Raw genomic sequence first — 25,191 nt, 5'->3', positions numbered from 1 at the left:
CCTTAGCCGATGCTCGACCACTTCAGCAGCTTCGTCACGTCCGACTTGATCTTGCTGGGGTTCGGATCCTTCGGGAAACGCATCATCAGGTTGCCGTTCGGGTCGACCATGTAGAGGTGGTCGCTGTCCTTCGTGCCGGCATCGGCCGGCAGCCATGCGGCCACCGCGGCCGGATCGGCGACGAGCCGGCGCGTGTCGGGATAGGCATCCAGCACCTTCTGCGGCATCGCGCCCGCATCGCTGCGCAGCCACACCATCGTGATCCGGTGCCGCTCGCCCGCCTGCGTCACGCGGATCTGGCGCATGAAATAGAGTTTCTGCGCGCATGCGTCGTCACACGCGCTGCGGTCGGTCATCACGAACAGCCACACGCCGCGCAGCGACGACAGCGGCACGGTCTTGCCGGTTTCGTCGGTCACCTGCAGATCCGCGGGGATCGGACGCTGCGGCTCGATCAGCGTGCCGTAGTTCGTCGAGCCGCCCTTCGGCTTGATCACGTAATAGGTGAAGTACGACGCGATCATCGGCGCCGCGCACACGAGACCCAGCAGCACGAGCATCCAGCGGCCGCGCTTGCGGGCCGCCGGCGACATCGGCGCAGCGGCCGAACCCTGACGGGAAGATTGCATGGACAAATCAGACCTCTCGAAACGAACCCGCGGCGCCGGCGCCGCGTCCTGGCATGGCGCTCACGCGCCGGCCGACTTCTTCGCCGCACGCCGCGCGGCGTACAGGCCGAAGCCGAGCGCGGCCGCCGCCATCGCCCACCACTGAAACATGTAACCGTAATTGCGCTCGACGCCGGTCGTCGCCGCCGGCCAGTCGCGCACGAGCTTGTCGCCGTCGTCGCTCGTCTGCTGGATCACGAACGGCTGCAGCGGCAGCCCCGTTTCCTTCGCATACGCGGCGACGTCCAGGTTCTGCCGGATCTTCTGGTGCGCCGCCGACCCGCCTTCGCCGAGCTCGAACGCACGCGACGCGTCGGCGCGCGCGATGCCCACAATCTCGACGTCGCCTGCGGGCGTCGCGAACGGCTCGATCGCCGTGCGATCGGCGATATTGCGCGGCAGCCAGCCGCGGTTCACGAGCACGACGCCGCCGCCCGTGAGTTTAAACGGCATCACGACGTAAAAACCCGGCTGGTCGTTATACGGCCGATTGTCGAGGAACACCGCCTGTTCAGGCAGGAAACGGCCCTTCGCCCGCACACGGTGAAACTCGATCGACGCGAGCGGCATCGGCTGCGCGCCGACGTCGACGGGCGCCGCCTGCTCGTAGCGCTCGATGCTCGCCTGCAGCGCTTCCTTCTGGTGCGCGCGGTCGCGCTGCCAGAAACCGAGACGGATCGTGACCGCGACGACGACGAGAATCAGCAGCGCAGGCAGCCAGCGGATCTTCATCATGCAGCCCGCCCGGCGTGTGCCGGAACGCGAAGTGCGATAATTATCCTCTTCCTTCCGAATTGCCGTCGTCCGGTTCGTGTCATGCACATACTCGTTCCCATCGCCTTCGTCCTCATCATTGCCAGCATGGGCTCGGCGCTCTACTTCATGATGCACGACCGCGGCCACACGAAACGCATGGTCTGGTCGCTCGCCACCCGCGTCGGGCTGTCGGTCTCGCTGTTCCTGCTCATCCTGGTCGCGAACTGGATGGGCTGGATCCATTCGACCGGCCTGCCGATCGGGCGTTGATGCCGCTGCCGCGGTCGCCGCTGTGACATTTCGCCGCACGGCCGCGCCACCAAGCAAAAGCGCCGCCTGACTGAGTCGCGGCGGCGCCAGGGTGGTGTCGCTCGCAGCCTCGCTGCCGTGCCCACGACACCAATGAAAACGGCCCGCGCATTGCTGCGCGGGCCGTTTTTCCATTTACAGCCAGTAGACGACGACGTACAGGCCGAGCCAGACGACGTCGACGAAGTGCCAGTACCACGCGGCGCCTTCGAATGCGAAGTGGTGATCGGGCTTGAAGTGGCCGCGGATCATCCGCACCAGCACCACCGCGAGCATCGTGCCGCCGAGGAACACGTGGAAGCCGTGGAAGCCCGTCAGCAGGAAGAACGTCGAACCGTACACGCCCGAGTTCAGCGTCAGGTTCAGTTCGTTGTACGCGTGGTAGTACTCGAAGCCCTGCAGGAACAGGAAGCAGATACCGAACACGAGCGTCGCGGCCAGCCATGCGATCGCCTTCTTGCGATGGTCGTCACGCAGCGCGTGGTGCGAGATCGTCAGCGTCACGCCCGACGACAGCAGGAACGCGGTGTTCAGCGTCGGGATCGGCCACGGGCCCATCGTCTTGAAGTGACCGGCGAGTGCTGCCGGGCCTTCGTTCGGCCACACGGCGGAGAAATCCGGCCAGATCAGCTTGTAGTCGAGGCTGCCGAGCTGGTGCAGCGCGATTTCACGTGCATAGAACAGCGCGCCGAAGAACGCGCCGAAGAACATGACTTCCGAGAAGATGAACCAGCTCATGCTCCAGCGGTACGACTTGTCGACGTTCTTGCCGTAATGACCGCCTTCCGACTCGGCGATCGCGTCGCCGAACCAGTGATACAGCGTGAAGAGCAACCACAGCAGGCCGAGCAGTGCCGTAAACGGCGCCCAGTCGTGACCGTTGATCCACAGCGCCGCCGATCCGAGCATGACCAGCAGGCCGATGGCCGCACTGATCGGATGGTGCGACGGATGCGGCACGAAATAGTACGGGGTCTGGTTTTGACCGCTCATGCTTGATTCTCCACTTCTGTCCAATTTGTGTACCGGAAACCGCTCCGGCTTTATTTCTTGCGCGGCGTGACCGCCACCGCTCTTTCCTGCACGCGGCGCCGTGGCGCCGCGCACTGCATTCTTTCGTGGCCGCGCGCCTCAGCCCACGACGGCACGCACGATCAGGATCAGCACGCCGATGAACACGCCGGCCGCCAGCAACGCGACAATCAGCACGTGCAGCGGATTCAGCTGCGTCGCGTCGGCCTCCAGGTCGCGCCGCTTGCGCACCCCGAAGAACGACCACAGCACGGCCTTCAGCGCCTGACCGAACGACCCGCCCCGCTTGACCTCCGTCATCGCCCCGCCTCCGTCGTCATGCGTCCGGCTTCGCCGCGCCCTGCGCCGCGGTCTTGCCCGGCGCCGGCGCCGGCGTAGCCGGCGTATTCAGCTCGAAGAACGTGTACGACAGCGTGATCGTCTTCACGTCCTTCGGCAATTTCGGATCGATCACGAACACCACCGGCATCTTGCGCGATTCGTTCGCGGCCAGCGTCTGCTGCGTAAAGCAAAAGCACTCGATCTTCTTGAAGAACTCCGTCGCCTGCTTCGGCGCGTAGCTCGGAATCGCCTGTGCAACGACCGGCCTGCCCTGCCCGTTCGTCACGTCGTACACGATCGTCGTCAGCTCACCCGGATGCACGTCGAGGCTGTTGTGCTCCGGCTTGAAACCGAGCGGGCCGCGCGCATTCGCGTCGAACTCGACCGACACCGTGCGGCTGGTGTCGACCTGCGAATTCTTCACCTCGCGCTCGCTCACATCGCGCTGCACCAGGTTGTTGATGCCGGTGATCTGGCAGATCGCCCGGTACATCGGGATCAGCGCGAAGCCGAAACCGAACATCAGCCCGGCCACGACGAAGAGCTTCACCAGCATCGAACGATTGAACGCGCGATCGACGGCGCCCTCTTCCGGCTTCGACATACGACAACTTCCTCGCTACTGCGTCTGTTGCTGCATCAGTGAGTGGACAGCCACCACTGCTTGATCACGACACCCACAAAAAAAACGGCGGCGATGACGAGCAGGATGAGGCCGAGCCGCTTGTTGCCCGCGCGGATCTGCTCGGGCGTTCGTCTTTGTTGTGGATTCCGGTTCATCTGAAACTTCGCTGACATTTCAATTCCGCGCCCGCCGCGCCTGCCTGCGCGGCAGGCAACGGCGGAGCGCGGGGTGAAACTTATTCGACGTGCGGCGGTTGCTCGAACGTATGGAAGGGAGCCGGGCTCGGCACCGTCCACTCGAGGCCCGTCGCGCCGTCCCACGGCTTGTCCGACGCCTTTTCCAGCTCGCCGCCGCCACGGTAGGCCGGCAGCGCGACCGCGAACAGGAAGTACACCTGCGCGAGGCCGAAGCCGAATGCGCCGATCGTCGCGACCTGGTTGAAGTCCGTGAACTGCGCCGGGTAGTCCGCATAACGACGCGGCATGCCGGCGAGACCGACGAAGTGCATCGGGAAGAACGTCAGGTTGAAGAAGATCATCGACGACCAGAAGTGGATCTTGCCGCGCGTCTCGTTGTACATCCAGCCCGTCCACTTCGGCGCCCAGTAGTACCAGCCCGAGAACAGCGCGAACAGCGAGCCGGCCACCAGCACGTAGTGGAAGTGCGCCACCACGAAGTAGGTGCCGTGATACTGGATGTCGAGCGGCGCCATCGCGAGCATCAGGCCCGTGAGACCGCCGAACGTGAACACGAACAGGAAGCCGATCGCGAACAGCATCGGGGTTTCGAAGGTCATCGAGCCGCGCCACATCGTCGCGAGCCAGTTGAACACCTTCACGCCCGTCGGCACCGCGATCAGCATCGTCGCGTACATGAAGAACAGCTGGCCGGTGACCGGCATGCCCGTTGCGAACATGTGGTGCGCCCAGACCATGAACGACAGGATCGCGATCGAAGCCGTCGCGTACACCATCGAGCTATAGCCGAACAGCGTCTTGCGTGCGAACGCCGGGATCACCTGCGACACGATCCCGAACGCCGGCAGAATCATGATGTACACCTCGGGGTGGCCGAAGAACCAGAAGATGTGCTGGTACATCACCGGGTCGCCGCCGCCTGCCGCGTTGAAGAACGACGTGCCGAAGTGACGGTCGAACAGCACCATCGTGATCGCGCCCGCCAGAACCGGCATCACCGCGATCAGCAGGTACGCCGTGATCAGCCACGTCCATGCGAACATCGGCATCTTCATCAGCGTCATGCCCGGTGCGCGCATGTTCAGGATCGTCACGACGATGTTGATCCCGCCCATGATCGACGACGCACCCATGATGTGCACCGCGAAGATCGCGAAGTCCATGCCCGGGCCCATCTGCGTCGACAGCGGCGCGTAGAGCGTCCAGCCGGCGGCCGTCGCGCCGCCCGGCGCGAAGAACGAACCGACCAGCAGCACGGCAGCGACCGGCAGCAGCCAGAAGCTGAAGTTGTTCATCCGCGCGAACGCCATGTCGGATGCGCCGATCTGCAGCGGAATCATCCAGTTCGCGAAGCCGACGAACGCCGGCATGATCGCGCCGAACACCATGATCAGGCCGTGCATCGTCGTGAGTTCGTTGAAGAACTCCGGACGCATGATCTGCAGGCCCGGCTCGAACAGCTCGGCCCGGATGCCGAGGGCCATCACGCCGCCCGACAGGAACATGATGAACGAGAACAGCAGGTACAGCGTACCGATGTCCTTGTGGTTGGTGGCGAACAGCCAGCGCCGCCAGCCGTGCGGCATTTCGTGCGCGTGGTCGTCGTGCGCGTGGTCCGCGGCTACGTCGTGCCCGATGCTAGACATGAGAATCTCCTAATGCGAATACGTCGACTAACTCAGCGACACGTCAAGCCGCCGGCCCGATCTCGACACGCCGGGCTTCCTTCGCGTCCGCCCCGCCCGTGATCGTTTCCGGCTTTTTGAGAATAATGTGGTCTTCCGCCACGCCTGCTGCCTTCAGCGCGTCGCGCACGGCTTGCGCGCGATGCTTCGCCAGTTCGGCGTTCGCGTCGGCCGAGCCCGTCTTGTCGGTGAAACCCGACAGCGCGAGCTTCGCGTCCGGATGTGCCTTCGCATAGTCGGCCGCGGCGGCGATCGCCGCTTTCGCGTCGGCCGGCAGCACGCTCTTGCCCGTCTCGAAGTAGATCGTCGACAGTGCGGCCGATGCCGACGCTGCCGCCGGCTGTTCGGCTGCGCCCGACGCGGCTTGCGCCGGCGCCGAAGCCGCGTCGGCCGGTGCTGCGGCGCCTGCGGTGTCTTCCGGCATCTTGCCGTTACGCGCGTCGGCCACTTGCTTCGGCTGCAGCAGGTCGTTCTTGTGGTTGCCCCACGAGTTGCGTTCGTACGTGATGACCGAAGCGATGTCGAGATCCGACAGCGACGCCCACGACGGCATCGCGCCCTTGCCGTGCAGCACGCGCTCAACGTGGCCGGCGATCGGGCCGTTCACGATCGGGCTGCCGTCCATGGCCGGGAATGCGCCGAGACCCTTGCCGCTCACCTGGTGGCAGGCCGCGCAGTTCGCCTTGTAGACTTCCTCGCCGTGCGCGACGAGTTCGGCCATCGTGTAGACCTTGTTCGGATCGACTGCGGCGCCGGCCAGCTTGGCCTTCTGCGCGGTGACCCACTTCGCGTAGTCTTCGTCCGACAGGACTTCGACGACGACCGGCATGTACGCGTGTTCCTTGCCGCACAGCTCGGTACAGAAACCGCGGAACGTACCGACCTTGTCGGCCTTGAACCACGTGTCGCGCACGAAGCCGGGGATCGCATCCTGCTTCACGCCGAACGCGGGCACGTACCACGAGTGGACGACGTCGTTCGCGGTCGTGATGATGCGGATTTTCTTGTTGACCGGCACGACGAGCGGGTTGTCGACTTCCTGCAGGTAGGTGTCGGTGATCGGCTTCTTGCCCATCACTTCGTCACGCGGGGTGCTGAGCGTCGACAGGAAGCCGATGCCCTCGCCCGGGCCCTTCACGTAGTCGTAGCCCCACTTCCACTGGTAGCCGGTGACCTTGATCGTGAGATCGGCGTTGGTCGTGTCCTTCATCGCGACGACGGCCTTCGTCGCCGGCAGCGCCATCAGCACGACGATGACGAACGGCACGATCGTCCAGATGATCTCGACGGTCGTGCTTTCATGGAAATTGGCGGCCTTGTGGCCCTTGGATTTGCGGTGCGCGAAGATCGAATAGAACATCACGCCGAACACGCCGACGAAGATCACCGTACACAGGATCAGCATCATCGTGTGGAGATCGTAGAGCTCCTCGGCGATTTTCGTGACCGGCGGCTGAAAGTTGATCTCGTTGACGCGGGGGCCGCCCGGGCTATCACCGACCGCCAGGGCGGCACCGGCAAAGAGCAATCCGCTGCATGCCAGCACGCCCGTGAGGGCTCGCTTGATTGTTTTCATAGCATCCTTACCCAAAATTTCCATTCAAACCCTCCCCCGTCGCAAGCCTCCGGCCCGTTTCCGGCCGGTGCCCGCGCCTCGTCAGCCGCAGCGCCTGAGCGATGCGCGCAGTTCGTCCGCGAACTGCGCACGCTTGTACTGCGCGAGATGCTGCCCGATTACGACGGTCTGCCCGCGCGATACCAGCCGAATCGGATCGCGTGGCGTCGCACCCGGCTCGACCCGCACCCAGCGCGGGTTGAATTCGATCTGCGTGAGCCGCTCCGCATCCATCCGCTCGATCACGAGCCGGTGCGGATACAGCCTGATGCGTTCGTAATCGACCGCATGGCGAGCATAGATCGCAAATGCGACACCCACCGCCAGCAACTCGATTCCGGTGAAGGGCATGACGAGCCAGGCCCCCCGCCACATCAGCAATGTCGCGATCACCAGCGAGAAGCCCGCGAGCGACGCGTAAAACAGCACGAACTGGCGCGGCGACGCCGAACAGTTGCGTTTCATCAGCCAGTCTTCGAGGACCGGCTCGCCGTTCGTCGTCTCCGCCAAAACCCTCGCTGCTTCCATCGCCGCCTCACGCGAATGGCATGCGATGCATGCCTGCATCGGACTCGTCGCCCCGTATTGCGGGGACCCCGGGACGACAAGCTGACGCATTATAGGCGGGTTCAATGGCATCCACAAGCAAGCGGCTATCGCCCCGCAAGCCAAGCGCGACAAGCTTTCCGGCCATTTCAGGCGCCAATTCGACCCCGCTTTGCGCCGCTAATTTCAGACATAACAAAACCCCTCTTTACCGCTCTACCGATTCTTCGGACGCCCCTTTCCGATGTCCTCGATGCGCACGATCCCGTGCCCCTCGGCGGTCGTGCGCGGCACGGCCTTCCACGCGTGGCCGTAGATCACTTCGAACGTCAGGGCGATCGTGCCATCCGCGCGCCGGCGCGCCTCCAGCGCGTCGCCGAGCGCCGCGCGAAAGCGCCGGGTCGCGCGCTGCGGCGCCTCGCGCTCGAACGGATAGGCGCCCCAGCGGCGCACATCGGCCAGCAGGGAGTCGGGGGTCTTGTAGGTGACGGTCAGCACTTCCTGATCCATCACGGGAATCTCGAAGCCGCTCTCGACGAGCATGTCGCCGAGGTCGTGCATGTCGACGAAATCGATCACGCGCGCGGCGGGCGGCGCAATGCCGAGCGCCGCTTCCGCATCCGCGCAGGCCGCGCGCAGTTCGCGCAGCGTGTCGGGGCCGAGCGTGCTGAACATCAGCAGCCCGTTCACGCGCAGCACGCGCTGCCATTCGGGCAGCACCGTGTCCGGACGCGAATGCCAGTGGAGCGCGAGATTCGACCAGATCAGGTCGAACGCGCCGCCCGGGAACGGCAGCGCGGCGAAGTCGGCCTGGGCGACGCGGGGGCCGCGCTGGCCCAGCGCACGGCCGAGCGAGGCCGGCAGCCAGCGGCGCCAGCTCGTCTGCTCGACCTCGCGCTGACCGGCTCGCGCGAGCATCGCGCCGGACAGGTCGACGCCGAATACGGGTGCCTCCGGAAAGCGCGCGCGCAGCGCCGGCAGGTCGTCCCCCGGGCCGCAGCCCGCGTCCAGCACGGCCGCGGGGCTTACCTTGATGTATTCGAGGCGCTCGTTCATCCGCTGCGCGATCTCGCGCGGCAGGAACGCGACCGCGTCGAACGTGGCGGCGCGGCGGTCGAAGATCCGCCGCAGGCGCCTTGCGTCATTGGCCGGACGGCCGGTTGAAGTCGAAGCTGGGGACATGTCGGGCACACTGGCGAAGAGCCCGAAGTATACTCGCTCGCCCCGCGGGCTTCATTGAGGCGGGGTGTCAGGAGTGTTGCGATGATCCGCAGTTCCGCCCGGCGCACGATGCGCGTCGCTTTGTCGCAGGTTCGCGCGCTGGCCGCGCGCGTCGCCGCGGTCGCGCTGCCGAATCGCTGCGCACTGTGCGGCAATTTGTCACACACGATGATTTGCGTCGCCTGCGACGCCGCGTACTGGAACGAAGCGCGGCTGCGCTGCGGCGTCTGCGCGATACCGCTGGGCATCGGGCAACCGCGTTCGCACCGGTCCCGCGGCGCTCGCGCCGGCAGTGCGGACGCGTACCGTTGCGATGCGTGCCGTGCGGCACCGCCGCCGTTCGATGCGACGCTCGCGCTGGCGGATTACCGCGCGCCGCTCGACGGGCTCGCGCGCGGCCTGAAGTTTCACCGGCAACTCGCGCTCGGCGCCGAATTCGCGGCACGGCTCGCGCGGCTGATCGACGATACGCCCGGCGCCCGCGGCTTCGACCTGGTGGCGCCGGTGCCGCTGTCGCACCGGCGGCTCGTCGCGCGCGGCTACAACCAGGCGTGGGCGATCGCGCGCCCGCTCGCGCGTCGGCTCGGGGTGCGCGCGGATGCGTCGCTGCTCGCACGCGTCGCCGACACCGCGCCGCAGTCGCGGCTCGACCGGCACGCACGGCGCGACAACGTGATCGCGGCATTCGCGGTGGCGGGCGGCGTCGCCGGCCGCCACGTTGCGCTCGTCGACGACGTGATGACGTCCGGCGCGACGCTCGCGGCCGCCGCGCACGCGCTGAAGGCGGCGGGCGCCGCACGCGTGACGAATCTGGTTGCGCTGCGCACCGCCAGGGATTAATTAGATAGAGAGGCCGACCGACCGGACACGGCGGCGGCCGTCACGAACCGGCCGGCCGGGAACGCGCGCGTAGCGCCGCCCCGGCCGGCCCAGCCAAACCGAAACATGTTCAACGTCGTCCTCGTCGCCCCCGAAATCCCGCCGAACACCGGCAACGTGATCCGCCTGTGCGCCAACACGGGCGCGCGCCTGCACCTGATCGAGCCGCTCGGCTTCCCGCTCGACGACGCGCGGATGCGCCGCGCGGGCCTCGACTATCACGAGTATGCGCAGATGCGCGTGCACCGCGACTGGGACGCGTTCATCGCGGCGGAAACGCCCGATCCGGCGCGAATGTTCGCGTTCACGACACGCGGCTCGGGCCGCTTCCACGATCACGCATTCCTGCCCGGCGACTGGTTCGTGTTCGGCTCGGAGACGCGCGGCCTGCCCGCCGAACTGCTCGAGCGCTTCCCGAACGAACAGCGCGTGCGCCTGCCGATGCGGCCGGACAACCGCAGCCTGAACCTGTCGAACACGGTCGCGGTGGTCGTATTCGAGGCGTGGCGCCAGGCCGGTTTCGAAGGCGGCGCATGACGCCGGGACGGCGCCTCCCGCCCCGCGAAAGGCGTCACGTCCGCGCGAGTCGCGCACGGTACAGGTCGTAGATGTCGGGGGAAAAGCACGCAAACACCACGCGTGCGAGGTTCGGCGCCTGCGGCAGCATTTCGGCGACGGTGCCCACGGCGATGTCGACGGCTTCTTCGGCCGGATAGCGATAGATTCCGCAGCTGATCGCCGGGAACGCGATCGACGTCGCCGCGACCTCCTCGGCCAGCTCGATCGCGCGGCGGTAGCACGACGCGAGCAGGTCGGCCTCGCCACGCCCGCCGCCATGCCACACGGGCCCGACTGCATGGATCACGTAGCGCGCCGGCAGCCCGTGGCCGCGCGTGAGCCTGGCGTCGCCCGTGTCGCAGCCGCCGAGCGTGCGGCACTCGGCGAGCAGGCCGGGACCGGCCGCGCGGTGGATCGCGCCGTCGACGCCGCCCCCGCCGAGCAGCGAGCCGTTCGCGGCGTTGACGATCGCGTCGACATCGAGCGTCGTGATGTCGACGATCTGCGCATCGAGCGTGGTGGAATGGATCTGCAGCATGACAACCTCCCGGAGCGCCGGAGACTGTTCAAGCGTAGCGCGCTTTGACGCCGTGCGCCCGCGGCGAACCCGGCACCGGGCGGCGCCCGGCCGCGCTACTCGGCGCGCGCGTCGCGCCGCAGCAGGCCGCTGACGGCGTCGCGCGGCGCGATGCCGTCGAACAGCACGCCGCACACGGCTTCGGTGATCGGCATTTCGATCGACTGCGCCCGCGCGATGGCCAGCACGGCCTGCGCACAGCGCACGCCTTCGGCCACGTGGCCGAGCGCGCCGAGGATATCGTTCAGCGTGCGGCCGGCCGCCAGTTGCAGGCCGACCGTGCGGTTGCGCGACAGGTCGCCCGTTGCGGTGAGGATCAGGTCGCCGAGGCCGGTCAGGCCCGTGAAGGTTTCCGCACGGCCGCCGAGCGCGACGCCCAGCCGCGACATTTCGGCGAGGCCGCGCGTGATCAGCGCGGCACGCGCGTTCAGCCCGAGGCCGAGGCCGTCGGCGATACCGGTCGCGATCGCGAGCACGTTCTTCACCGCGCCGCCGACCTCGACGCCGATCACGTCGTCACCCGTATAGATCCGCATCGCGCCGTGATGAAACGCGGCGAGCGTGCGCTCGCGGCATTCGGCGGACGTACTCGCCACCGTCAGCGCGACGGGCAGCGACTGCCCGACCTCGCGTGCGAAGCTCGGCCCCGACAGCACGCCGTTGCTGTGCTGTTCGGGCAGCTCGGCCGCGATCACCTGGTGCGGCAGCAGATGCGTGTCGGCCTCGAAGCCCTTGCAGACCCAGACGATATGCGCGGGCACGCAGCCTGCGGCGCGCATCGCGTGACACAGCGTGCGCAGCCCGGCCACCGGCGCGGCGATCACGCACAAAGCGTCGTCCGCGGCGCCGTGCGCGAGCGCGGCGCCGAGATCGGCGTCGTAGCGCAACGCGTCAGGCAGCGCGATGCCGTCCAGATAGCGGGAATTTTCGTGCCGGGCCTGCAGCCCGGCGATGAGCGCGGCATCGCGCGCCCACAGAAGCGTATCGTGCCGCGCGGCCAGATGGCCCGCGAGCGCGGTGCCCCAGGCACCGGCGCCGAGAACGGCTACTTTCATACCCAGCACCGGTCCTCCGAGTAAAACGTCAGTTCAGCGTCGTGCCGTTCGGCGCGCCTGCTGCGGCGCCGGCCTGCTGCTGAAGCTGCGCGAGACGCTGTTCGTACAGCGCCTGGAAGTTGATTTCCGCCAGGTGGATCGGCGGGAAGCCCGCGCGCGTGATCGCGTCGGCGATGTTCGAACGCAGGTACGGGAACAGGATCGTCGGGCACGCGATGCCGACGAGCGGGTCGAGCTGTTCGTCCGGAATGTTGCGGATGTCGAAAATGCCGGCCTGCTTCGCTTCGATCAGGAACGCGACCTTGTCCTTCACCTTCGCGGTGACGGTGCCCGACACGACGACTTCGAACACGCTTTCCGCGAGGCGGTCGGCCTTCACGTCGACTTCGACTTCAACCGACGGCATGTCCTGCTCGAGGAAGATCGCCGGCGAATTCGGCTGCTCGAGCGACATATCCTTCAGGTAGACGCGCTGGATGTTGAAGAACGGTTGGTTTTCGACGTCGGACATGGTGTTTCCCTAAAAGTGGTGACGGGGCGGCCCGGCTTCGCGCCGGCCGCCACGGATGAATCCTGCGCGCCCAAGCCGCGGCGCGGCCGGCGGCCATTCTGCCCTAATCAGGCCGCTTGCAGAAGCGGAACGAGCCCGCCTTCGCGGTCGAGCTTCGACAGATCGTCGTAGCCGCCGACGTGCGTGTCGCCGATATAAATCTGCGGCACCGTGCGGCGCCCCGTGCGCGACATCATTTCGTCGCGGCGGGCCGGATCGCGGTCGATCAGCACCTTCTCGATCTGCTCGACACCGCGCAGCTTCAGCAGGCGCTCGGCCTGGATGCAATACGGACACACCTGCGTGCTGTACATCAAAACCTTGTTCACTTCGCCACTCCTTGTTTGACGACCGGCATCCCGGCCTGCTGCCAGGCAGCCACGCCGCCCTCGAGCACGTGCACCTCGGCGTAGCCCGCCGCCTCGACCTCGCGCGCCGCTTTCTGCGACTGCTGGCCGTTCTGGCAGACGAGCAGCACCGGCGTGCTCTTGTTCTTCGCGACCTGCGCGATCTTCGCGCCGATCTCGCCCGCCGCGACCTGACGGGCCGACGGCAGGTGGCCGGCCGCGAAATCGGACGCGGCGCGCACGTCGATCACGACCGCGTTGCGGCGGTTGATGAGTTGCGTCGCCTCCGCGGCCGACAGGCCGCCGCGACCGCGGCGCAGCGCGGGCCAGGCCAGCAGGCCGCCGGATACCACCAGGATCGCGATAAGGGCCAGGTTGGTGTAATCGGTAAAGAACGTCACGGAATTCCGCCGGAAAAAGAGAAATCGGATGAGGACAATCCCGCCATTATAAAATAACCGTCTTGCGCGATGGCGGGCCCCGGTCGGGTCCCGTACGACGCGCCCCGCTTCCCTATCACTACCGACCGCAAGATCCATGTACAAACTCGTTCTCATCCGCCACGGCGAATCGACGTGGAACAAGGAAAACCGCTTCACCGGCTGGGTCGACGTCGACCTGACCGAACAGGGTCGCAACGAGGCCTACCAGGCCGGCGAATTGCTCAAGGAGGCCGGCTACACGTTCGACATCGCGTACACGTCGGTACTCAAGCGCGCGATCCGCACGCTGTGGCACGTGCAGGACAAGATGGACCTGATGTACCTGCCGGTCGTCCACTCGTGGCGCCTGAACGAGCGCCACTACGGCGCGCTGTCGGGCCTGAACAAGGCGGAAACGGCCGCGAAGTTCGGCGACGACCAGGTGCTCGTGTGGCGCCGCAGCTACGACACGCCGCCGCCCGCGCTCGAGCCGACCGACGAACGCGCGCCGTTCAACGACCCGCGCTACGCGAAGGTGCCGCGCGAGCAGCTGCCGCTCACCGAGTGCCTGAAGGACACGGTCGCGCGCGTGCTGCCGCTGTGGAACGAGTCGATCGCCCCGGCGGTCCGCGCCGGCAAGCAGGTGCTGATCGCCGCGCACGGCAACTCGCTGCGCGCGCTGATCAAGTACCTCGACGGCATCTCGGACAGCGACATCGTCGGCCTGAACATCCCGAACGGCGTGCCGCTCGTGTATGAACTCGACGAGAACCTGAAGCCGATCAAGCACTATTACCTCGGCGACCAGGACGCGATCGCGCAGGCGCAGGCCGCCGTCGCGAAGCAGGGCAAGGCGGGCTGACGCCCGTCGGCCGGGTGAGCCGGCCAGGCCGGGCGGGCCGCGTCCGGCGCGGCATGCCCGGCCCCGCCCCTTGCCGGCGCACCGCGCGAACCTTCGCGCCCCCGGCGCTGTCGAATCCGCTTTCGAACCCGCGGCGCGCCCGGCGGTGCCCGGCCGGGCCGCCTTCCGGGCCCGCCGCGACGCCCGCTGCGGCGCAATTCGCGCCGTTCCACTGAGTCTTCGGACGAACAGTTATACTTGTCCGCTACATCCCCGCTACCGCCACGCGCTTCCCGACCGCACCAGATCTCTATGCGAATGAAATTGAAGAACATCGGCCTGATTGCCGCGGGCCTCGCCACGGGCGTGTTCGCCACGCTGCAGGTTTCCGCATCGGCCGAGCAGACCGCCACGGCGCCGCTCCCCCTCGACCAGCTCCGCCTGTTCGCGGAAGTCTTCGGACAGATCAAGCGCGAGTACGTCGAACCGGTCGACGACAAGAAGCTGCTGACGGCCGCGATCAAGGGCATGGTGTCGAGCCTCGACCCGCACTCGTCGTTCCTCGACAAGACCGACTATGACGAGCTGCAGGAGCAGACGAAGGGCCGCTTCGCGGGTCTCGGCATCGAGATCTCGCAGGAAGACGGCCTCGTCAAGGTGATCTCGCCGATCGAAGATACGCCCGCGTTCCGCGCCGGCATCCGTCCGGGCGACCTGATCACGCGCATCAACGACAAGCCGGTGCGCGGCATGACGCTCGACAAGGCCGTGAAGCAGATGCGCGGCGAGCCGGGCACCAAGGTCACGCTGACGATCTTCCGCAAGAGCGACGACCGCACGTTCCCGGTCACCGTCACGCGCGCGATCATCAAGGTCCAGAGCGTGAAGATGAAGATCCTCGATCCGGGCTATGCGTATGTCCGCATCACGAGCTTCCAGGAGCGCACGACGCCCGATCTCGCGCAGAAGCTGCAGGACATCGCACGCCAGCAGCCGAACCTGAAGGGCCTCGTCCTCGACCTGCGCAACAACGGCGGCGGCCTGCTGCAGAGCGCGGTCGGCGTGGCCGGCGCGTTCCTGCCGCCCGACTCCGTCGTCGTGTCGACCAACGGCCAGATCCCCGATTCGAAGCAGGTCTACCGCGATACGTACGACAACTATCGCCTGCCGTCCTTCGACGGCGATCCGCTGAAGAACCTGCCGCCGGTCTTCAAGACGGTGCCGATGATCGTGCTGACGAACGCCTATTCGGCGTCCGCGTCGGAAATCGTCGCCGGCGCGCTGCAGGATTCGAAGCGCGCGCAGATCATGGGCAAGACGACGTTCGGCAAGGGTTCGGTGCAGACGGTTCGCCCGATGACGGCCGACACCGCACTGCGCCTGACCACCGCGTACTACTACACGCCGAGCGGCCGTTCGATCCAGAACAAGGGCATCACGCCGGACGTGCCGGTCGATCAGTACGCGGACGGCGATCCGGACGACGTGCTCGTGACGCGCGAGGTCGACTACACGAACCACCTCGCGAACACGCAGGATCCGAACGAGAAGAAGGAACAGGAAGAGCGCGAGCAGCGCCGGATGGATCAACTGCGCGTCCTCGAAGAGCAGAACGACAAGAAGACGCCGGAACAGCGCCAGAAGGATCGCGATCGCAAGCCGATCGAGTTCGGCAGCGCCGACGACTTCATGATGCAGCAGGCGCTCAACAAGCTCGAAGGCAAGCCGGTGCAGGAATCGAAGTCGCTGCTCGCCGAAAGCACGAAGGGCACGGCCGGCAAGGCCGCCACGGCCCCGAAGGCATCGGGCGCAAGCGCGAAGCCGGCTTCCGCACCGAAGCCCGCGTCGGCGCCGAAGTAAGCGCCGGCCGGCATCCGACGGGCCATCGCGGGAAGACCGCGATGGCCCGTTTTTCATGCGCGCCTAAAATAACGACACGTCCGCCGCTTCGCCCACGACTCCCCCCATGAACGACGATCAACTCCTTCGCTACTCCCGCCACATCCTCGTCGACGAAATCGGCATCGAGGCGCAGCAGCGCTTTCTCGATGCGCATGCGATCGTCGTCGGCGCGGGTGGCCTCGGCTCGCCCGCCGCAATGTACCTCGCGGCATCGGGCGTCGGCACGATCACGCTCGTCGACGCCGATACGGTCGATCTCACGAACCTGCAGCGGCAGATCCTGCACGTGACGGCCTCGGTCGGCCGCAGCAAGGTCGAATCGGGGCGCGACACGCTCGCGCAACTGAACCCCGAGGTGAAGGTGGACGCGGTCGCCGCGCGCGTCGACGACGCATGGCTCGACGCGCACGTGCCAAGCGCGACCGTCGTGCTCGACTGCACCGACAACTTCGCGACGCGGCACGCGATCAACCGCGCGTGCGTCGCGCACGGCGTGCCGCTCGTGTCGGGCGCCGCGCTGCGCTTCGACGGCCAGATCAGCACGTTCGATTTCCGCGACCCGGCCGCGCCCTGCTATGCGTGCGTGTTTCCGGAAGACCAGCCGTTCGAGGAAGTCGCGTGCGCGACGATGGGCGTGTTCGCGCCGACGGTCGGGATCATCGGCGCGATGCAGGCCGCCGAGGCGCTGCGCGTGATCGGCGACATCGGCAAGACGCTCAACGGGCGGCTGATGATGCTCGATTCGCTGCGGATGGAATGGACGACGATGAAAATCGCGCGCCAGGCCGACTGCCCCGTGTGCGGGGGCCGGCACTGACGCGCGACGGGCATGCGCCAGGCGGCGCATGCTTGGTGACACTTCGCTACTTTTTGAGCGGCGACGTGGCGCCTATGCGGCCGCATCCGCGCGCGGCTCGGCGACCGACAGGCGCTGCAGCGCCGCCTGCACTTCCTCCGGCTCGAACGCGGCGAGCACGTCGGCCGTCGGCTTTTCGAGCGCCTTCAGGTGTGCGCGCAGGATCTCCTGCTTCACGACGAGCAACTGGCTCGGGTGCATCGAGAACTCGGTGAGCCCCATCCCGAGCAGCAGGCGCGTAAGCGCCGGGTCGCCCGCCATCTCCCCGCACACCGACACGGATACCCCCGCGCGCTTCGCTTCGCGCAACGTATAGGCGATCAGGTGCAGCACGGCCGGGTGCAGCGGGTCGTACAGGTGCGCGACCGCGTTGTCCGCACGGTCGATCGCGAGCGTGTACTGGATCAGGTCGTTCGTGCCGATCGACAGGAAATCGAACCGCTTCAGGAACAGCGGCAGCGCGATCGCCGCGGCCGGGATCTCGATCATCGCGCCGATGCGCACGTTCGGATCGTACGCGAGCCCCGCGTCGTCGAGCTGGCGCTTTGCCTCGCGGATCAGGTCGAGCGTCTGGTCGATCTCCTGCGCGTGCGCGAGCATCGGAATCAGGATCTTCACCTGGCCGAACGCGGACGCACGCAGGATCGCACGCAACTGCGTGAGGAACATCTGCGGCTCGGACAGGCTCCAGCGGATCGCGCGCAGGCCGAGCGCGGGGTTCGGCGCCGTCTCGTAGCCCTCGTCGAGCGCCTCGAGCGGCTTGTCCGCGCCGACGTCAATCGTGCGGATCGTCACCGGCATGCCCTTCATCCACTCGACGGCCCGCTTGTAGGCGGCGAACTGCTCCTCCTCTTCCGGCATCTCCTTCTGGTGCATGAACAGGAACTCGGAGCGGAACAGCCCGACGCCGACCGCGCCGGCCTCGACGGCCGCCTTCGCGTCGTCGGGCAGCTCGATGTTCGCGTACAGATCGATCTTGGTGCCGCACAACGTTTGCGTCGGCGAGAACTTCAGACGCTGCAGCTTGCGTTGCTCCAGCAGCTTCTCGGACTGCCGGTACGAATACTCCTCGAGGACGATCGGCGCCGGATCGACGATCACGATGCCCTGGTCGCCGTCGACGATGATCAGGTCGTCCTGGCGGATCAGCGCGCTCGCGTGCTGCACGCCGACCGCGGCCGGAATGCCGAGGCTGCGCGCGACGATCGCCGTGTGCGACGTGCGCCCGCCGAGGTCGGTGACGAACGCCTGGAACGACTGCGACTTGAACTGCATCATGTCGGCCGGCGCGATGTCGTGCGCGACGACGATCATCTCGTTCGTGCCGTTCGCGGCCGCGCGGTCGAGCGCCTGCGACGCGGACGGTGCGCCGGCGAGCGCTTTCAGCACGCGCTCGACCACCTGCTCGATGTCGGCCTTGCGCTCGCGCAGGTATTCGTCCTCGATGTCGTCGAAGTGACGCGTGAGCAGCTCGAGCTGCTCGGTCAGCGCCCACTCGACGTTGTAGCGGCGCGTGCGGATCAGGTCGATGGTTTCCTGCACGAGCATCTCGTCGCTCAGGATCATCGCGTGGACGTCGATGAATGCACCGACCTCGCTCGGGGTGTCGTCGGTCAGGTCGGCGCGCAGCGCCTCGAGTTCGTGATGCACGACATCGAGCGCCGTGCGGAAGCGCTCGACCTCGGCATCGATCTGGTTTGCGTCGATCAGGTAATGGGCGACGTCGAGCGCCGCCGGCGCGATCAGGTACGCTCGCCCGATCGCGATACCTCGTGAGACGGGAATGCCATGCAGCGTGAAGGACACGCGCACCTCCTCTGTACAAGTAAAGCCGCGGCACACTGCTGCGATGCGCTTATGACCCCGGTTAGCGATTATAAATTCCGCGACTCCCCGCTGACTGCATGCACCGCAGCATTGCGCATTCCGCATCAATGCTTCCGACGAAAAAAATGCCGCGGAATCCGCGGCATTCTGACTGGAAACGGCAACGATCCCGTGCGCGGCGCGCGCGGATCACTGCCCTTCGCCGAACTTGTCCGCGATCAGTTTCAGCAGTGCGTCCATCGCTTCCCGCTCGTCGGGCCCTTCGGTCTCGATCGTCACGGTGCTGCCGATGCCCGCCGCCAGCATCATCACGCCCATGATGCTCTTCGCGTTGATCTTGCGCCCGTTGCGCGTCATCCAGACTTCCGACTGGAAGTTACCGGCCAGTTGCGTAAGCTTGGCCGATGCGCGCGCATGGAGCCCCAATTTGTTGACGATGGTGGTTTCTTGTTGAAGCATGATTCTCGGTCGGGTCGGTCGGGACCGCCGGCGGCGCGCGCCGGCGGTGCTGTCTAAAACGGAAAACGGGAAATCAGTGCGACTCGGTGCGCGGTTGCGGTTCCGGCGGAATCGGCGCGCATTGGCCGCAGCCGGTTTCCGTCGGCGGCGGCGGCGTGCCGGCCGACACCTCGTGGACGCCCTTCGCCCCGCCGGACAGCGCCTTGTCGACGAGCTTGTCGAGCGGCACAGTGCGGTAGCAGACGGCCCGCACGAGCATCGGCAGGTTCACGCCCGCCAGCACGCGCACGTTGTCGAGCTTCGCGAGCTGGCCGGCGATGTTCGCCGGCGTCGCGCCGTACATGTCGGTCAGCACGACCACGCCGTTCTCTTCGCGGAGCCGCGCGAGCTCCGCGTGCGCGAACGCCATCACCTGGGCCGGATCGCTGTCCGCCATCACGTCGATACAGCCGATGCGGGCGGGCACGCCGCCATAGATGTGCGCGATGCAGTCCCGCAGCGCGGTGGCGAGCGGGGCGTGCGCGATGATCAGGATCCCGGCCATGTCAGATCGCTCCCGGCCGCCCCTGGCGGGCCGATACCCCGCGGCGGGGCAATGAGCGTAGCGAGTGTGGGAAACGTTTCATGGTCAGCCTTGCAACAGTTTCGGCCCGACCGCCGGGCCTTTGGTGCGCGATCGCGGCACCGGGCAAGCGGGCATTGTAGCAGGCCGGTCGAGCTGCTCCGGCGACGGGGGACCTGCGCGGCCGCCGCCGGGGTTGCGCGGGAGACGGCCTACGCGGCCGCACGCTCCAGCGCGTCGATGAACATCGCGGCGACGTCGAAGCCCGTCTGCTCCATGATCTCGCGGAAGCACGTCGGGCTCGTGACGTTCACCTCGGTCAGCCAGTCGCCGATCGCATCGAGACCGACCAGCAACAGCCCGCGCGCCGCGAGCACGGGCCCGAGCGTGTCGGCGATCTCGCGATCGCGCGCGGTCAGCGGCTGCGCGACCCCGAGCCCGCCCGCCGCGAGATTGCCGCGCACCTCGCTGCCCTGCGGAATCCGCGCGAGCGAATACGGCACCGGCTCGCCCGCGATCAGCAGGATGCGTTTGTCGCCGGCCTTGATCTCGGGAATGAACTTCTGGATCATCAGCGAGCGCGTGCCGTCATGGCCGAGCATCTCGATGATCGCACCGAGGTTCATGCCGTCGGCCTTCACGCGGAACACGCCCATCCCGCCCATCCCGTCGAGCGGCTTCACGATCACGTCGCCGTGCTCGGCGTGGAAGGCGCGCAGGCGCGCCGCATCGCGCGTGACGAGCGTCGGCGCGACGAATTGCGGAAACTCGCCGATCGCGAGCTTTTCCGAGTGATCGCGAATCGACTGCGGCTTGTTGAATACGCGCGCGCCCGCCCGTTCGGCAAGCTCGAGCATCCACGTGGCCGTTACGTATTCCATGTCGAACGGCGGATCCTTGCGCATCAGCACCGCGCCGAACGACGTCAGCGCACGCGACTCGTGAGCGGCCGCCTCGTACCACGGTTCGCGGTGCAGGTCGGCCGTGTCGCCGACGATCGTCACGCGCTGCACGTCCGCCTCGACACCGCTCCCCGTCCATGCGAGCTGGTGCGGCTGGCACGCGTACACCGCATGCCCGCGCCGCGCGGCCTCGGCCATCATCGCGTAGGTCGAATCCTTGTAGATCTTGAAGCGCTCGAGCGGGTCGGCGATAAAGAGAATGTCCATGAGGTCCTGTACTTGGCGAAGGTCCGTTATACCTGGATGGCTTCGGGGTCGGTCTTTTCCAGTTCGATCGACGACGCGATCAGCGACAGCCGCGCGACGACGCCGTACATGTAGAAACGGTTCGGCGGCGCGGCACCCGGCTTCGCGCCGGCATCCGGCAGCGCGGTGTGCTCGAAGCCGAGCGGCACGTAGTGCATGCCGGGCGCGTTCAGGTTCTGGTCGCGCTCGCGGCCTGCGTGCGTGCGATAGAAGCCGCCGACCACGTAGCGGTCGATCATGTATACAACGGGCTCGGCCACTTCGTCGCCGACGCGCTCGAACGTATACACGCCTTCCTGCACGATCACGTCGCGCACCGCGAGGCCGGCCTTCGACTCGGCCATCTGCGCGCGCTCGGCCTTCGACATCCGGCCGATCTCGGCCGCGTCGTGCACGGTCATCACGCCGCGCCCCGCCGTGCCCGCGTCAGCCTTCACGACGACGTACGGCTTCTCGCTGATCCCGTATTCGCGGTACTTGCGCGCGATCTTCTTCAGCACGCCGTCGATCGCGTCGGCGAGCGCCTGCTCGCCTTCATGCGCCTGCCAGTCGACACCTTCCACGTGCGCGAAATACGGATTCACCATCCACGGATCGACGCCGACCATCTTCGCGAACTTCTTCGCGACGTCGTCGTAGCACGAGAAGTGCGTCGACTTGCGGCGCACGGCCCAGCCCGCGTGCAGCGGCGGCAGCAGGTACTGCTCGTGCAGGTTTTCCAGCACGGCCGGGATGCCGGCCGACAGGTCGTTGTTCAGCAGGATCGAGCACGGGTCGAAATTCTTCAGGCCGAGGCGGCGCTGCGAACGCTCGAGCGGTTCGAGCACGATCTTCTGGCCGTCGGCCAGCGTGATCGGCGTCATGTCGGTGATGCTCGGGTCGAGCGAGCCGAAGCGCACGTTCAGGCCGGCCTGGCGCATGATCGTCGCGAGGCGCGCGACGTTTTCGAGGTAGAACGCGTTGCGGGTCGGCAGCTCGGGAATCACGAGCAGGTTCTTCGCGTCCGGGCAGATCTTCTCGATCGCGGCCATCGCGGCCTGCACGGCGAGCGGCAGCACTTCGGACGGCAGGTTGTTGAACGCGCCGGGAAACAGGTTCGCGTCGACGGGCGCCAGCTTGAAGCCGGCATTGCGCAGGTCCACCGAACAATAGAACGGCGGGGTGTGTTCCTGCCATTCGAGCCTGAACCAGCGTTCGATCGCAGGCGTCGCGTCGAGGATCTTCTGCTCGAGTTCGAGCAGCGGACCGTTCAACGCCGTAACGAGGTGGGGAACCATGAATCACTCGCGAGCGGGAGAATGAAGATTGTAGAGCAATTGCCTTGCCCATTTGGGGATTGTTCCCGGCTTCACAAGGATATGCAGGAAGTTTTCGGCTATTGACCCGATAGAGTGAAGGGTTATCCGCTACGTCAGTGCGTGACAGGAGAAAAAAAGCCCGCCGGGTAGGCGGGCCGAAGTCGCTGCGCTCATTCGGGGCGGGCGCCGTCGTCGCGGCGGCCCGCCGTTGATTCGTGTGACTTATTCCACGTGCTCGCCGTGCAGGATCACGTCGAGACCTTCGCGCTCTTCCTCTTCGGTCACGCGCAGGCCCATCGTCAGGTCGATCAGCTTCAGCAGCACGAAGCTCAGCACGCCGCTGTAGACCAGCGTGATCAGCACGCCCTTCGCCTGCAGCAGCAGGCTGCCGTCGGCGCCGCCGATGTCCTTGACCGCGAACACACCCGTCAGCAGCGCGCCGAGAATCCCGCCGATGCCGTGCACGCCGAACGCGTCGAGCGAATCGTCGTAGCCGAGCTTCGACTTGAGCCAGGTCGCCGACCAGAAGCAGACGACGCCGGCGGCGATGCCGATCACCAGTGCACCCGCCACGCCGACGAAACCGGCGGCCGGCGTGATCGCCACGAGACCCGCGACCGCGCCCGACACGATGCCGAGCACCGACGGCTTGCCCTTCGCGATCCACTCGGCAAACATCCAGCCGAGCGCCGCGCAGGCGGTCGCCACTTGCGTGGTCAGCATCGCGAAGCCGGCACGGCCGTCAGCGGCGACCGCGGAGCCCGCGTTGAAGCCGAACCAGCCGACCCACAGCATCGAGCCGCCGATCATCGTCAGCACGAGGTTGTGCGGCGCCATCGATTCGCGGCCGTAACCGACGCGCTTGCCGAGCACGAGGCACGACACGAGGCCCGCGATACCGGCGTTGATGTGCACCACCGTGCCGCCCGCGAAGTCGAGCACGCCGTCGGCCGACAGCCAGCCGGTCGGCTCCCACACCATGTGCGCGACCGGCACGTAGACGATCAGCGACCAGAGCGTCATGAACACGAGCATCGCCGAGAACTTCATGCGATCGGCGAACGCGCCGCAGATCAGCGCCGGCGTGATGATCGCGAACGTCATCTGGTAGACGAAGTAGACCGATTCCGGAATCGTCGTCGCGAGATGGCTGACGGTCAGCGTCGTCGCCTTGTCGCCCTTGATGTAGTTCATGCCGTGCAGGAATGCGCGCGACAGGCCGCCGATGAAGCCGTTGCCCGGCGTGAACGCGAGGCTGTAGCCGACCACCGTCCACAGCACCGTGATCACCGCGGTGATCGCGAAGCTCTGCATCACGGTCGCGAGCACGTTCTTCTTGCGGACCATGCCCGCGTAGAACAGCGCGAGGCCCGGGATCGTCATGAACAGCACGAGCGCGGTCGACGTCAGCATCCACGCGGTGTCGCCCGCGCTGATCTTCGACGAATCGACCGAGAACGGTGCGGTCGGCGCAGCCGGTGCGGCCGGCGCGGACGCGGCGGCAGCGGCCGATGCGTCGGCGGCGCCCGAAGCCGGTGCGGCGGCAGCGGCCGGTGCAGATGCATCGGTTGCAGCCGGTGCCGAAGCGGCCGGCGCGGCGGCAGCCGAGGCGTCGGAAGCCGTTGCGGCGGGCGCGGACGCAGCGGCGGCGGACGCCGCGTCGTCGGCGAGCGCGGAGCCGACGCCTGCCGCGATCAGCGAGCCGGCCATCAGCAGGGACATCAGAAGTTTGCGCATCTTGGGTTTCCTCTTGTCGCTTGTCTTGTCTGTTCTGTTACAGCGCGTCTGCGCCCGTCTCCCCGGTGCGAATCCGGATCACCTGTTCGATCGCCGTGACGAAGATCTTGCCGTCGCCGATCTTGCCGGTGCGCGCGGCCCGCTCGATCGCCTCGACCGCCTGATCGACGAGATCGTCGGACACCGCTGCCTCGATCTTCATCTTCGGCAGGAAATCGACCACGTATTCGGCGCCGCGATACAGCTCGGTGTGCCCCTTCTGGCGGCCGAACCCTTTTACCTCGGTCACCGTGATTCCCGAGACGCCAAGCGCCGACAGCGCCTCGCGCGTCTCATCGAGCTTGAACGGCTTGATGATTGCGGTAATGAGTTTCATGAAGTCCTCTCGCTGAGTTGTCCCGTCGAATTGGTTGGAATGTTGTAACGGACTCTCCTCAGCAACTCGCATGCCATGTCGGTTCGAGCACCGTTTCGAAGGGCTTCATCAAGGGGTCGCATCCCGCGATGTAAGGTGCGCAAGCCCGGCCGAATGGCCAACGCGGGCCGCTTTGCTGGCGCGGCGAAAGGAACGTTGCTAGAGTGCACGCACGTCCCGGGTCACCGGGCCATTCACCCATGCCGGCGCCATGCCCGGAATTCGCGCCCCCGGCGCACCATTTCCGGTCATGCGTGCATCATGGGCACGTACGCAACTGAAGATGCACATTTTTTGTGCAAGGAAGGGGAATCACATGAAGCAACCCAGCGACGTTTTCAACGATCTGCAGTCGCGCGTCAGCGATCTGCTGAAAAACTCGCCGGCCAAGGACGTCGAGCGCAACGTGAAGGCCATGCTGTCGCAAGGCTTTTCGAAACTCGACCTCGTCACGCGCGAGGAATTCGACACGCAGGCCCAGGTGCTCGCCCGCACCCGCGTGCGCCTCGAGGAACTCGAAAAGCGCGTCGCCGAACTCGAGCAGAAGCTCGCCGCGCCGCAAGCCTGACGCCCCACCCGGCCTCAAGGTCCGGGCGCGGGGCGCCCCGGGGGGGCCCCGCCCCCCCCCCCCCCAAACCCGAAACCCGGTAGGAGCGCGACCCCCCCTCGGGGGTAGGGGGTCTCCGCCGCCCCCCCCCCCATGGCGGTCCCGCGCGGGGGGCA

Annotated in this window: 29 protein-coding genes; 7 read left to right on the top strand and 22 right to left on the bottom strand. The window is 66.9% G+C overall.

Features of this window, described 5'->3' with window-relative positions; genetic code table 11:
- Positions 1 to 2: 2 nt before the first annotated feature.
- Together ABIC51_RS22835 and ABIC51_RS22830 are read right to left on the bottom strand one after the other, a co-directional pair.
- Positions 3 to 629 (bottom strand): SCO family protein, encoded by a 627-nt coding sequence (locus ABIC51_RS22835; RefSeq protein ID WP_027789066.1) that lies wholly within the window; start codon positions 627 to 629, stop codon positions 3 to 5.
- A 60-nt stretch (positions 630 to 689) separates the two neighbouring features.
- Positions 690 to 1,400, bottom strand: a complete 711-nt coding sequence (locus ABIC51_RS22830; RefSeq protein ID WP_059489878.1) for an SURF1 family protein — start codon at positions 1,398 to 1,400, stop codon at positions 690 to 692.
- 84 nt (positions 1,401 to 1,484) lie between these two features.
- On the opposite strand from ABIC51_RS22830, the gene ABIC51_RS22825 reads away from it, so the two are divergent.
- A complete protein-coding gene (locus tag ABIC51_RS22825) occupies positions 1,485 to 1,694 on the top strand; it encodes a twin transmembrane helix small protein (protein ID WP_059688661.1) in 210 nt (69 codons plus the stop codon).
- A gap of 174 nt (positions 1,695 to 1,868) precedes the next feature.
- On the opposite strand, the gene ABIC51_RS22820 is transcribed toward ABIC51_RS22825, so the two are convergent.
- The 8 genes from ABIC51_RS22820 to ABIC51_RS22785 form a co-directional block, all read right to left on the bottom strand.
- Entirely contained in the window at positions 1,869 to 2,726 is an 858-nt protein-coding gene (locus tag ABIC51_RS22820; protein ID WP_027789064.1) for a cytochrome c oxidase subunit 3, read from the bottom strand.
- Positions 2,727 to 2,864: 138 nt separating this feature from the next.
- Complete coding sequence (locus tag ABIC51_RS22815; protein ID WP_021163748.1) at positions 2,865 to 3,065, bottom strand: DUF2970 domain-containing protein; 201 nt, start codon at positions 3,063 to 3,065, stop codon at positions 2,865 to 2,867.
- 16 nt (positions 3,066 to 3,081) lie between these two features.
- The gene (locus tag ABIC51_RS22810; protein WP_011353276.1) at positions 3,082 to 3,690 is read right to left on the bottom strand and encodes a cytochrome c oxidase assembly protein; all 609 of its coding nucleotides are present in this window, start codon (positions 3,688 to 3,690) and stop codon (positions 3,082 to 3,084) included.
- A gap of 35 nt (positions 3,691 to 3,725) precedes the next feature.
- A complete protein-coding gene (locus ABIC51_RS22805) occupies positions 3,726 to 3,866 on the bottom strand; it encodes a cytochrome oxidase small assembly protein (RefSeq protein WP_027789063.1) in 141 nt (46 codons plus the stop codon).
- 80 nt (positions 3,867 to 3,946) lie between these two features.
- Positions 3,947 to 5,554, bottom strand: a complete 1,608-nt coding sequence (gene ctaD / locus ABIC51_RS22800; RefSeq protein WP_014895962.1) for a cytochrome c oxidase subunit I — start codon at positions 5,552 to 5,554, stop codon at positions 3,947 to 3,949.
- Positions 5,555 to 5,597: 43 nt separating this feature from the next.
- The gene (gene coxB / locus ABIC51_RS22795) at positions 5,598 to 7,193 is read right to left on the bottom strand and encodes a cytochrome c oxidase subunit II (protein ID WP_059695036.1); all 1,596 of its coding nucleotides are present in this window, start codon (positions 7,191 to 7,193) and stop codon (positions 5,598 to 5,600) included.
- A 57-nt stretch (positions 7,194 to 7,250) separates the two neighbouring features.
- Positions 7,251 to 7,775: a DUF2244 domain-containing protein gene (locus ABIC51_RS22790; RefSeq protein ID WP_021163744.1), complete on the bottom strand. Its 525-nt coding sequence runs from the start codon at positions 7,773 to 7,775 to the stop codon at positions 7,251 to 7,253.
- 195 nt (positions 7,776 to 7,970) lie between these two features.
- The gene (locus ABIC51_RS22785; protein WP_027789060.1) at positions 7,971 to 8,936 is read right to left on the bottom strand and encodes a methyltransferase domain-containing protein; all 966 of its coding nucleotides are present in this window, start codon (positions 8,934 to 8,936) and stop codon (positions 7,971 to 7,973) included.
- A gap of 81 nt (positions 8,937 to 9,017) precedes the next feature.
- Here ABIC51_RS22785 and ABIC51_RS22780 point away from each other — a divergent pair, with 81 nt between their 5' ends.
- On the top strand, positions 9,018 to 9,815 hold the full coding sequence (locus tag ABIC51_RS22780) for a ComF family protein (RefSeq protein WP_060198621.1): 798 nt from the start codon (positions 9,018 to 9,020) through the stop codon (positions 9,813 to 9,815).
- A 105-nt stretch (positions 9,816 to 9,920) separates the two neighbouring features.
- Entirely contained in the window at positions 9,921 to 10,391 is a 471-nt protein-coding gene (gene trmL / locus ABIC51_RS22775; protein WP_021164234.1) for a tRNA (uridine(34)/cytosine(34)/5-carboxymethylaminomethyluridine(34)-2'-O)-methyltransferase TrmL, read from the top strand.
- Positions 10,392 to 10,425: 34 nt separating this feature from the next.
- Here the strand turns inward: trmL and ABIC51_RS22770 are convergent, their stop codons facing one another.
- From ABIC51_RS22770 to ABIC51_RS22750, 5 genes are all read right to left on the bottom strand, one after another.
- Positions 10,426 to 10,950 carry an O-acetyl-ADP-ribose deacetylase gene (locus ABIC51_RS22770; RefSeq protein ID WP_060084166.1) on the bottom strand — a complete coding sequence of 175 codons (525 nt, stop codon included), beginning with the start codon at positions 10,948 to 10,950 and terminating at the stop codon, positions 10,426 to 10,428.
- 95 nt (positions 10,951 to 11,045) lie between these two features.
- The gene (locus tag ABIC51_RS22765) at positions 11,046 to 12,044 is read right to left on the bottom strand and encodes an NAD(P)H-dependent glycerol-3-phosphate dehydrogenase (RefSeq protein WP_146253652.1); all 999 of its coding nucleotides are present in this window, start codon (positions 12,042 to 12,044) and stop codon (positions 11,046 to 11,048) included.
- A 28-nt stretch (positions 12,045 to 12,072) separates the two neighbouring features.
- Positions 12,073 to 12,555: a protein-export chaperone SecB gene (gene secB / locus ABIC51_RS22760; RefSeq protein ID WP_011353285.1), complete on the bottom strand. Its 483-nt coding sequence runs from the start codon at positions 12,553 to 12,555 to the stop codon at positions 12,073 to 12,075.
- 107 nt (positions 12,556 to 12,662) lie between these two features.
- A complete protein-coding gene (gene grxC / locus ABIC51_RS22755) occupies positions 12,663 to 12,923 on the bottom strand; it encodes a glutaredoxin 3 (RefSeq protein WP_021164237.1) in 261 nt (86 codons plus the stop codon).
- The gene (locus ABIC51_RS22750) at positions 12,920 to 13,342 is read right to left on the bottom strand and encodes a rhodanese-like domain-containing protein (protein ID WP_021164238.1); all 423 of its coding nucleotides are present in this window, start codon (positions 13,340 to 13,342) and stop codon (positions 12,920 to 12,922) included. The genes grxC and ABIC51_RS22750 overlap by 4 nt, the downstream gene beginning before the upstream one ends.
- 136 nt (positions 13,343 to 13,478) lie before the next feature.
- Between ABIC51_RS22750 and gpmA the strand changes: the two genes are divergently transcribed.
- The 3 genes from gpmA (at position 13,479) to ABIC51_RS22735 (ending at position 16,923) form a co-directional block, all read left to right on the top strand.
- Complete coding sequence (gene gpmA / locus ABIC51_RS22745; protein ID WP_027789056.1) at positions 13,479 to 14,225, top strand: 2,3-diphosphoglycerate-dependent phosphoglycerate mutase; 747 nt, start codon at positions 13,479 to 13,481, stop codon at positions 14,223 to 14,225.
- 291 nt (positions 14,226 to 14,516) lie between these two features.
- Complete coding sequence (locus tag ABIC51_RS22740) at positions 14,517 to 16,064, top strand: S41 family peptidase (RefSeq protein WP_027789055.1); 1,548 nt, start codon at positions 14,517 to 14,519, stop codon at positions 16,062 to 16,064.
- Positions 16,065 to 16,170: 106 nt separating this feature from the next.
- Positions 16,171 to 16,923: a HesA/MoeB/ThiF family protein gene (locus ABIC51_RS22735; protein ID WP_027789054.1), complete on the top strand. Its 753-nt coding sequence runs from the start codon at positions 16,171 to 16,173 to the stop codon at positions 16,921 to 16,923.
- 72 nt (positions 16,924 to 16,995) lie between these two features.
- Here ABIC51_RS22735 and ptsP read toward each other — a convergent pair whose 3' ends face one another.
- From ptsP to ABIC51_RS22700, 7 genes are all read right to left on the bottom strand, one after another.
- Positions 16,996 to 18,768, bottom strand: a complete 1,773-nt coding sequence (gene ptsP, locus ABIC51_RS22730; protein ID WP_059688699.1) for a phosphoenolpyruvate--protein phosphotransferase — start codon at positions 18,766 to 18,768, stop codon at positions 16,996 to 16,998.
- Positions 18,769 to 18,978: 210 nt separating this feature from the next.
- The gene (locus ABIC51_RS22725) at positions 18,979 to 19,248 is read right to left on the bottom strand and encodes an HPr family phosphocarrier protein (protein WP_006477716.1); all 270 of its coding nucleotides are present in this window, start codon (positions 19,246 to 19,248) and stop codon (positions 18,979 to 18,981) included.
- Positions 19,249 to 19,321: 73 nt separating this feature from the next.
- Positions 19,322 to 19,792, bottom strand: a complete 471-nt coding sequence (locus ABIC51_RS22720) for a PTS sugar transporter subunit IIA (RefSeq protein ID WP_027789052.1) — start codon at positions 19,790 to 19,792, stop codon at positions 19,322 to 19,324.
- Positions 19,793 to 20,022: 230 nt separating this feature from the next.
- Complete coding sequence (gene gshB, locus ABIC51_RS22715) at positions 20,023 to 20,979, bottom strand: glutathione synthase (protein WP_027789051.1); 957 nt, start codon at positions 20,977 to 20,979, stop codon at positions 20,023 to 20,025.
- Between the two features lie 26 nt (positions 20,980 to 21,005).
- Positions 21,006 to 22,295 (bottom strand): glutamate--cysteine ligase, encoded by a 1,290-nt coding sequence (gshA, locus tag ABIC51_RS22710; RefSeq protein WP_011353295.1) that lies wholly within the window; start codon positions 22,293 to 22,295, stop codon positions 21,006 to 21,008.
- Between the two features lie 243 nt (positions 22,296 to 22,538).
- Positions 22,539 to 24,053 (bottom strand): ammonium transporter, encoded by a 1,515-nt coding sequence (locus ABIC51_RS22705; RefSeq protein ID WP_027789050.1) that lies wholly within the window; start codon positions 24,051 to 24,053, stop codon positions 22,539 to 22,541.
- A 37-nt stretch (positions 24,054 to 24,090) separates the two neighbouring features.
- On the bottom strand, positions 24,091 to 24,429 hold the full coding sequence (locus ABIC51_RS22700) for a P-II family nitrogen regulator (protein ID WP_027789049.1): 339 nt from the start codon (positions 24,427 to 24,429) through the stop codon (positions 24,091 to 24,093).
- A 355-nt stretch (positions 24,430 to 24,784) separates the two neighbouring features.
- On the opposite strand from ABIC51_RS22700, the gene ABIC51_RS22695 reads away from it, so the two are divergent.
- Positions 24,785 to 25,036 carry an accessory factor UbiK family protein gene (locus ABIC51_RS22695; RefSeq protein ID WP_006489451.1) on the top strand — a complete coding sequence of 84 codons (252 nt, stop codon included), beginning with the start codon at positions 24,785 to 24,787 and terminating at the stop codon, positions 25,034 to 25,036.
- Positions 25,037 to 25,191: the final 155 nt, after the last annotated feature.

It is taken from the genome of Burkholderia sp. 572, from assembly GCF_040545135.1.
Lineage (GTDB): Bacteria > Pseudomonadota > Gammaproteobacteria > Burkholderiales > Burkholderiaceae > Burkholderia > Burkholderia cepacia.
The sequence above is the reverse complement of the archived record's forward strand: the minus strand, read 5'-3'. Positions and strand labels throughout refer to the sequence as shown.

Coding starts and splice junctions, on each gene's coding strand:
- ABIC51_RS22835 (WP_027789066.1), bottom strand. CDS start 629: ATGCAATCTTCCCGTCAGGGTTCGGCCGCTGCGCCGATGTCGCCGGCG.
- ABIC51_RS22830 (WP_059489878.1), bottom strand. CDS start 1,400: ATGAAGATCCGCTGGCTGCCTGCGCTGCTGATTCTCGTCGTCGTCGCG.
- ABIC51_RS22825 (WP_059688661.1), top strand. CDS start 1,485: ATGCACATACTCGTTCCCATCGCCTTCGTCCTCATCATTGCCAGCATG.
- ABIC51_RS22820 (WP_027789064.1), bottom strand. CDS start 2,726: ATGAGCGGTCAAAACCAGACCCCGTACTATTTCGTGCCGCATCCGTCG.
- ABIC51_RS22815 (WP_021163748.1), bottom strand. CDS start 3,065: ATGACGGAGGTCAAGCGGGGCGGGTCGTTCGGTCAGGCGCTGAAGGCC.
- ABIC51_RS22810 (WP_011353276.1), bottom strand. CDS start 3,690: ATGTCGAAGCCGGAAGAGGGCGCCGTCGATCGCGCGTTCAATCGTTCG.
- ABIC51_RS22805 (WP_027789063.1), bottom strand. CDS start 3,866: ATGAACCGGAATCCACAACAAAGACGAACGCCCGAGCAGATCCGCGCG.
- ctaD (WP_014895962.1), bottom strand. CDS start 5,554: ATGTCTAGCATCGGGCACGACGTAGCCGCGGACCACGCGCACGACGAC.
- coxB (WP_059695036.1), bottom strand. CDS start 7,193: ATGGAAATTTTGGGTAAGGATGCTATGAAAACAATCAAGCGAGCCCTC.
- ABIC51_RS22790 (WP_021163744.1), bottom strand. CDS start 7,775: ATGCAGGCATGCATCGCATGCCATTCGCGTGAGGCGGCGATGGAAGCA.
- ABIC51_RS22785 (WP_027789060.1), bottom strand. CDS start 8,936: ATGTCCCCAGCTTCGACTTCAACCGGCCGTCCGGCCAATGACGCAAGG.
- ABIC51_RS22780 (WP_060198621.1), top strand. CDS start 9,018: ATGATCCGCAGTTCCGCCCGGCGCACGATGCGCGTCGCTTTGTCGCAG.
- trmL (WP_021164234.1), top strand. CDS start 9,921: ATGTTCAACGTCGTCCTCGTCGCCCCCGAAATCCCGCCGAACACCGGC.
- ABIC51_RS22770 (WP_060084166.1), bottom strand. CDS start 10,950: ATGCTGCAGATCCATTCCACCACGCTCGATGCGCAGATCGTCGACATC.
- ABIC51_RS22765 (WP_146253652.1), bottom strand. CDS start 12,044: ATGAAAGTAGCCGTTCTCGGCGCCGGTGCCTGGGGCACCGCGCTCGCG.
- secB (WP_011353285.1), bottom strand. CDS start 12,555: ATGTCCGACGTCGAAAACCAACCGTTCTTCAACATCCAGCGCGTCTAC.
- gpmA (WP_027789056.1), top strand. CDS start 13,479: ATGTACAAACTCGTTCTCATCCGCCACGGCGAATCGACGTGGAACAAG.
- ABIC51_RS22740 (WP_027789055.1), top strand. CDS start 14,517: ATGCGAATGAAATTGAAGAACATCGGCCTGATTGCCGCGGGCCTCGCC.
- ABIC51_RS22735 (WP_027789054.1), top strand. CDS start 16,171: ATGAACGACGATCAACTCCTTCGCTACTCCCGCCACATCCTCGTCGAC.
- ABIC51_RS22725 (WP_006477716.1), bottom strand. CDS start 19,248: ATGCTTCAACAAGAAACCACCATCGTCAACAAATTGGGGCTCCATGCG.
- ABIC51_RS22720 (WP_027789052.1), bottom strand. CDS start 19,792: ATGGCCGGGATCCTGATCATCGCGCACGCCCCGCTCGCCACCGCGCTG.
- gshB (WP_027789051.1), bottom strand. CDS start 20,979: ATGGACATTCTCTTTATCGCCGACCCGCTCGAGCGCTTCAAGATCTAC.
- gshA (WP_011353295.1), bottom strand. CDS start 22,295: ATGGTTCCCCACCTCGTTACGGCGTTGAACGGTCCGCTGCTCGAACTC.
- ABIC51_RS22705 (WP_027789050.1), bottom strand. CDS start 24,053: ATGCGCAAACTTCTGATGTCCCTGCTGATGGCCGGCTCGCTGATCGCG.
- ABIC51_RS22700 (WP_027789049.1), bottom strand. CDS start 24,429: ATGAAACTCATTACCGCAATCATCAAGCCGTTCAAGCTCGATGAGACG.
- ABIC51_RS22695 (WP_006489451.1), top strand. CDS start 24,785: ATGAAGCAACCCAGCGACGTTTTCAACGATCTGCAGTCGCGCGTCAGC.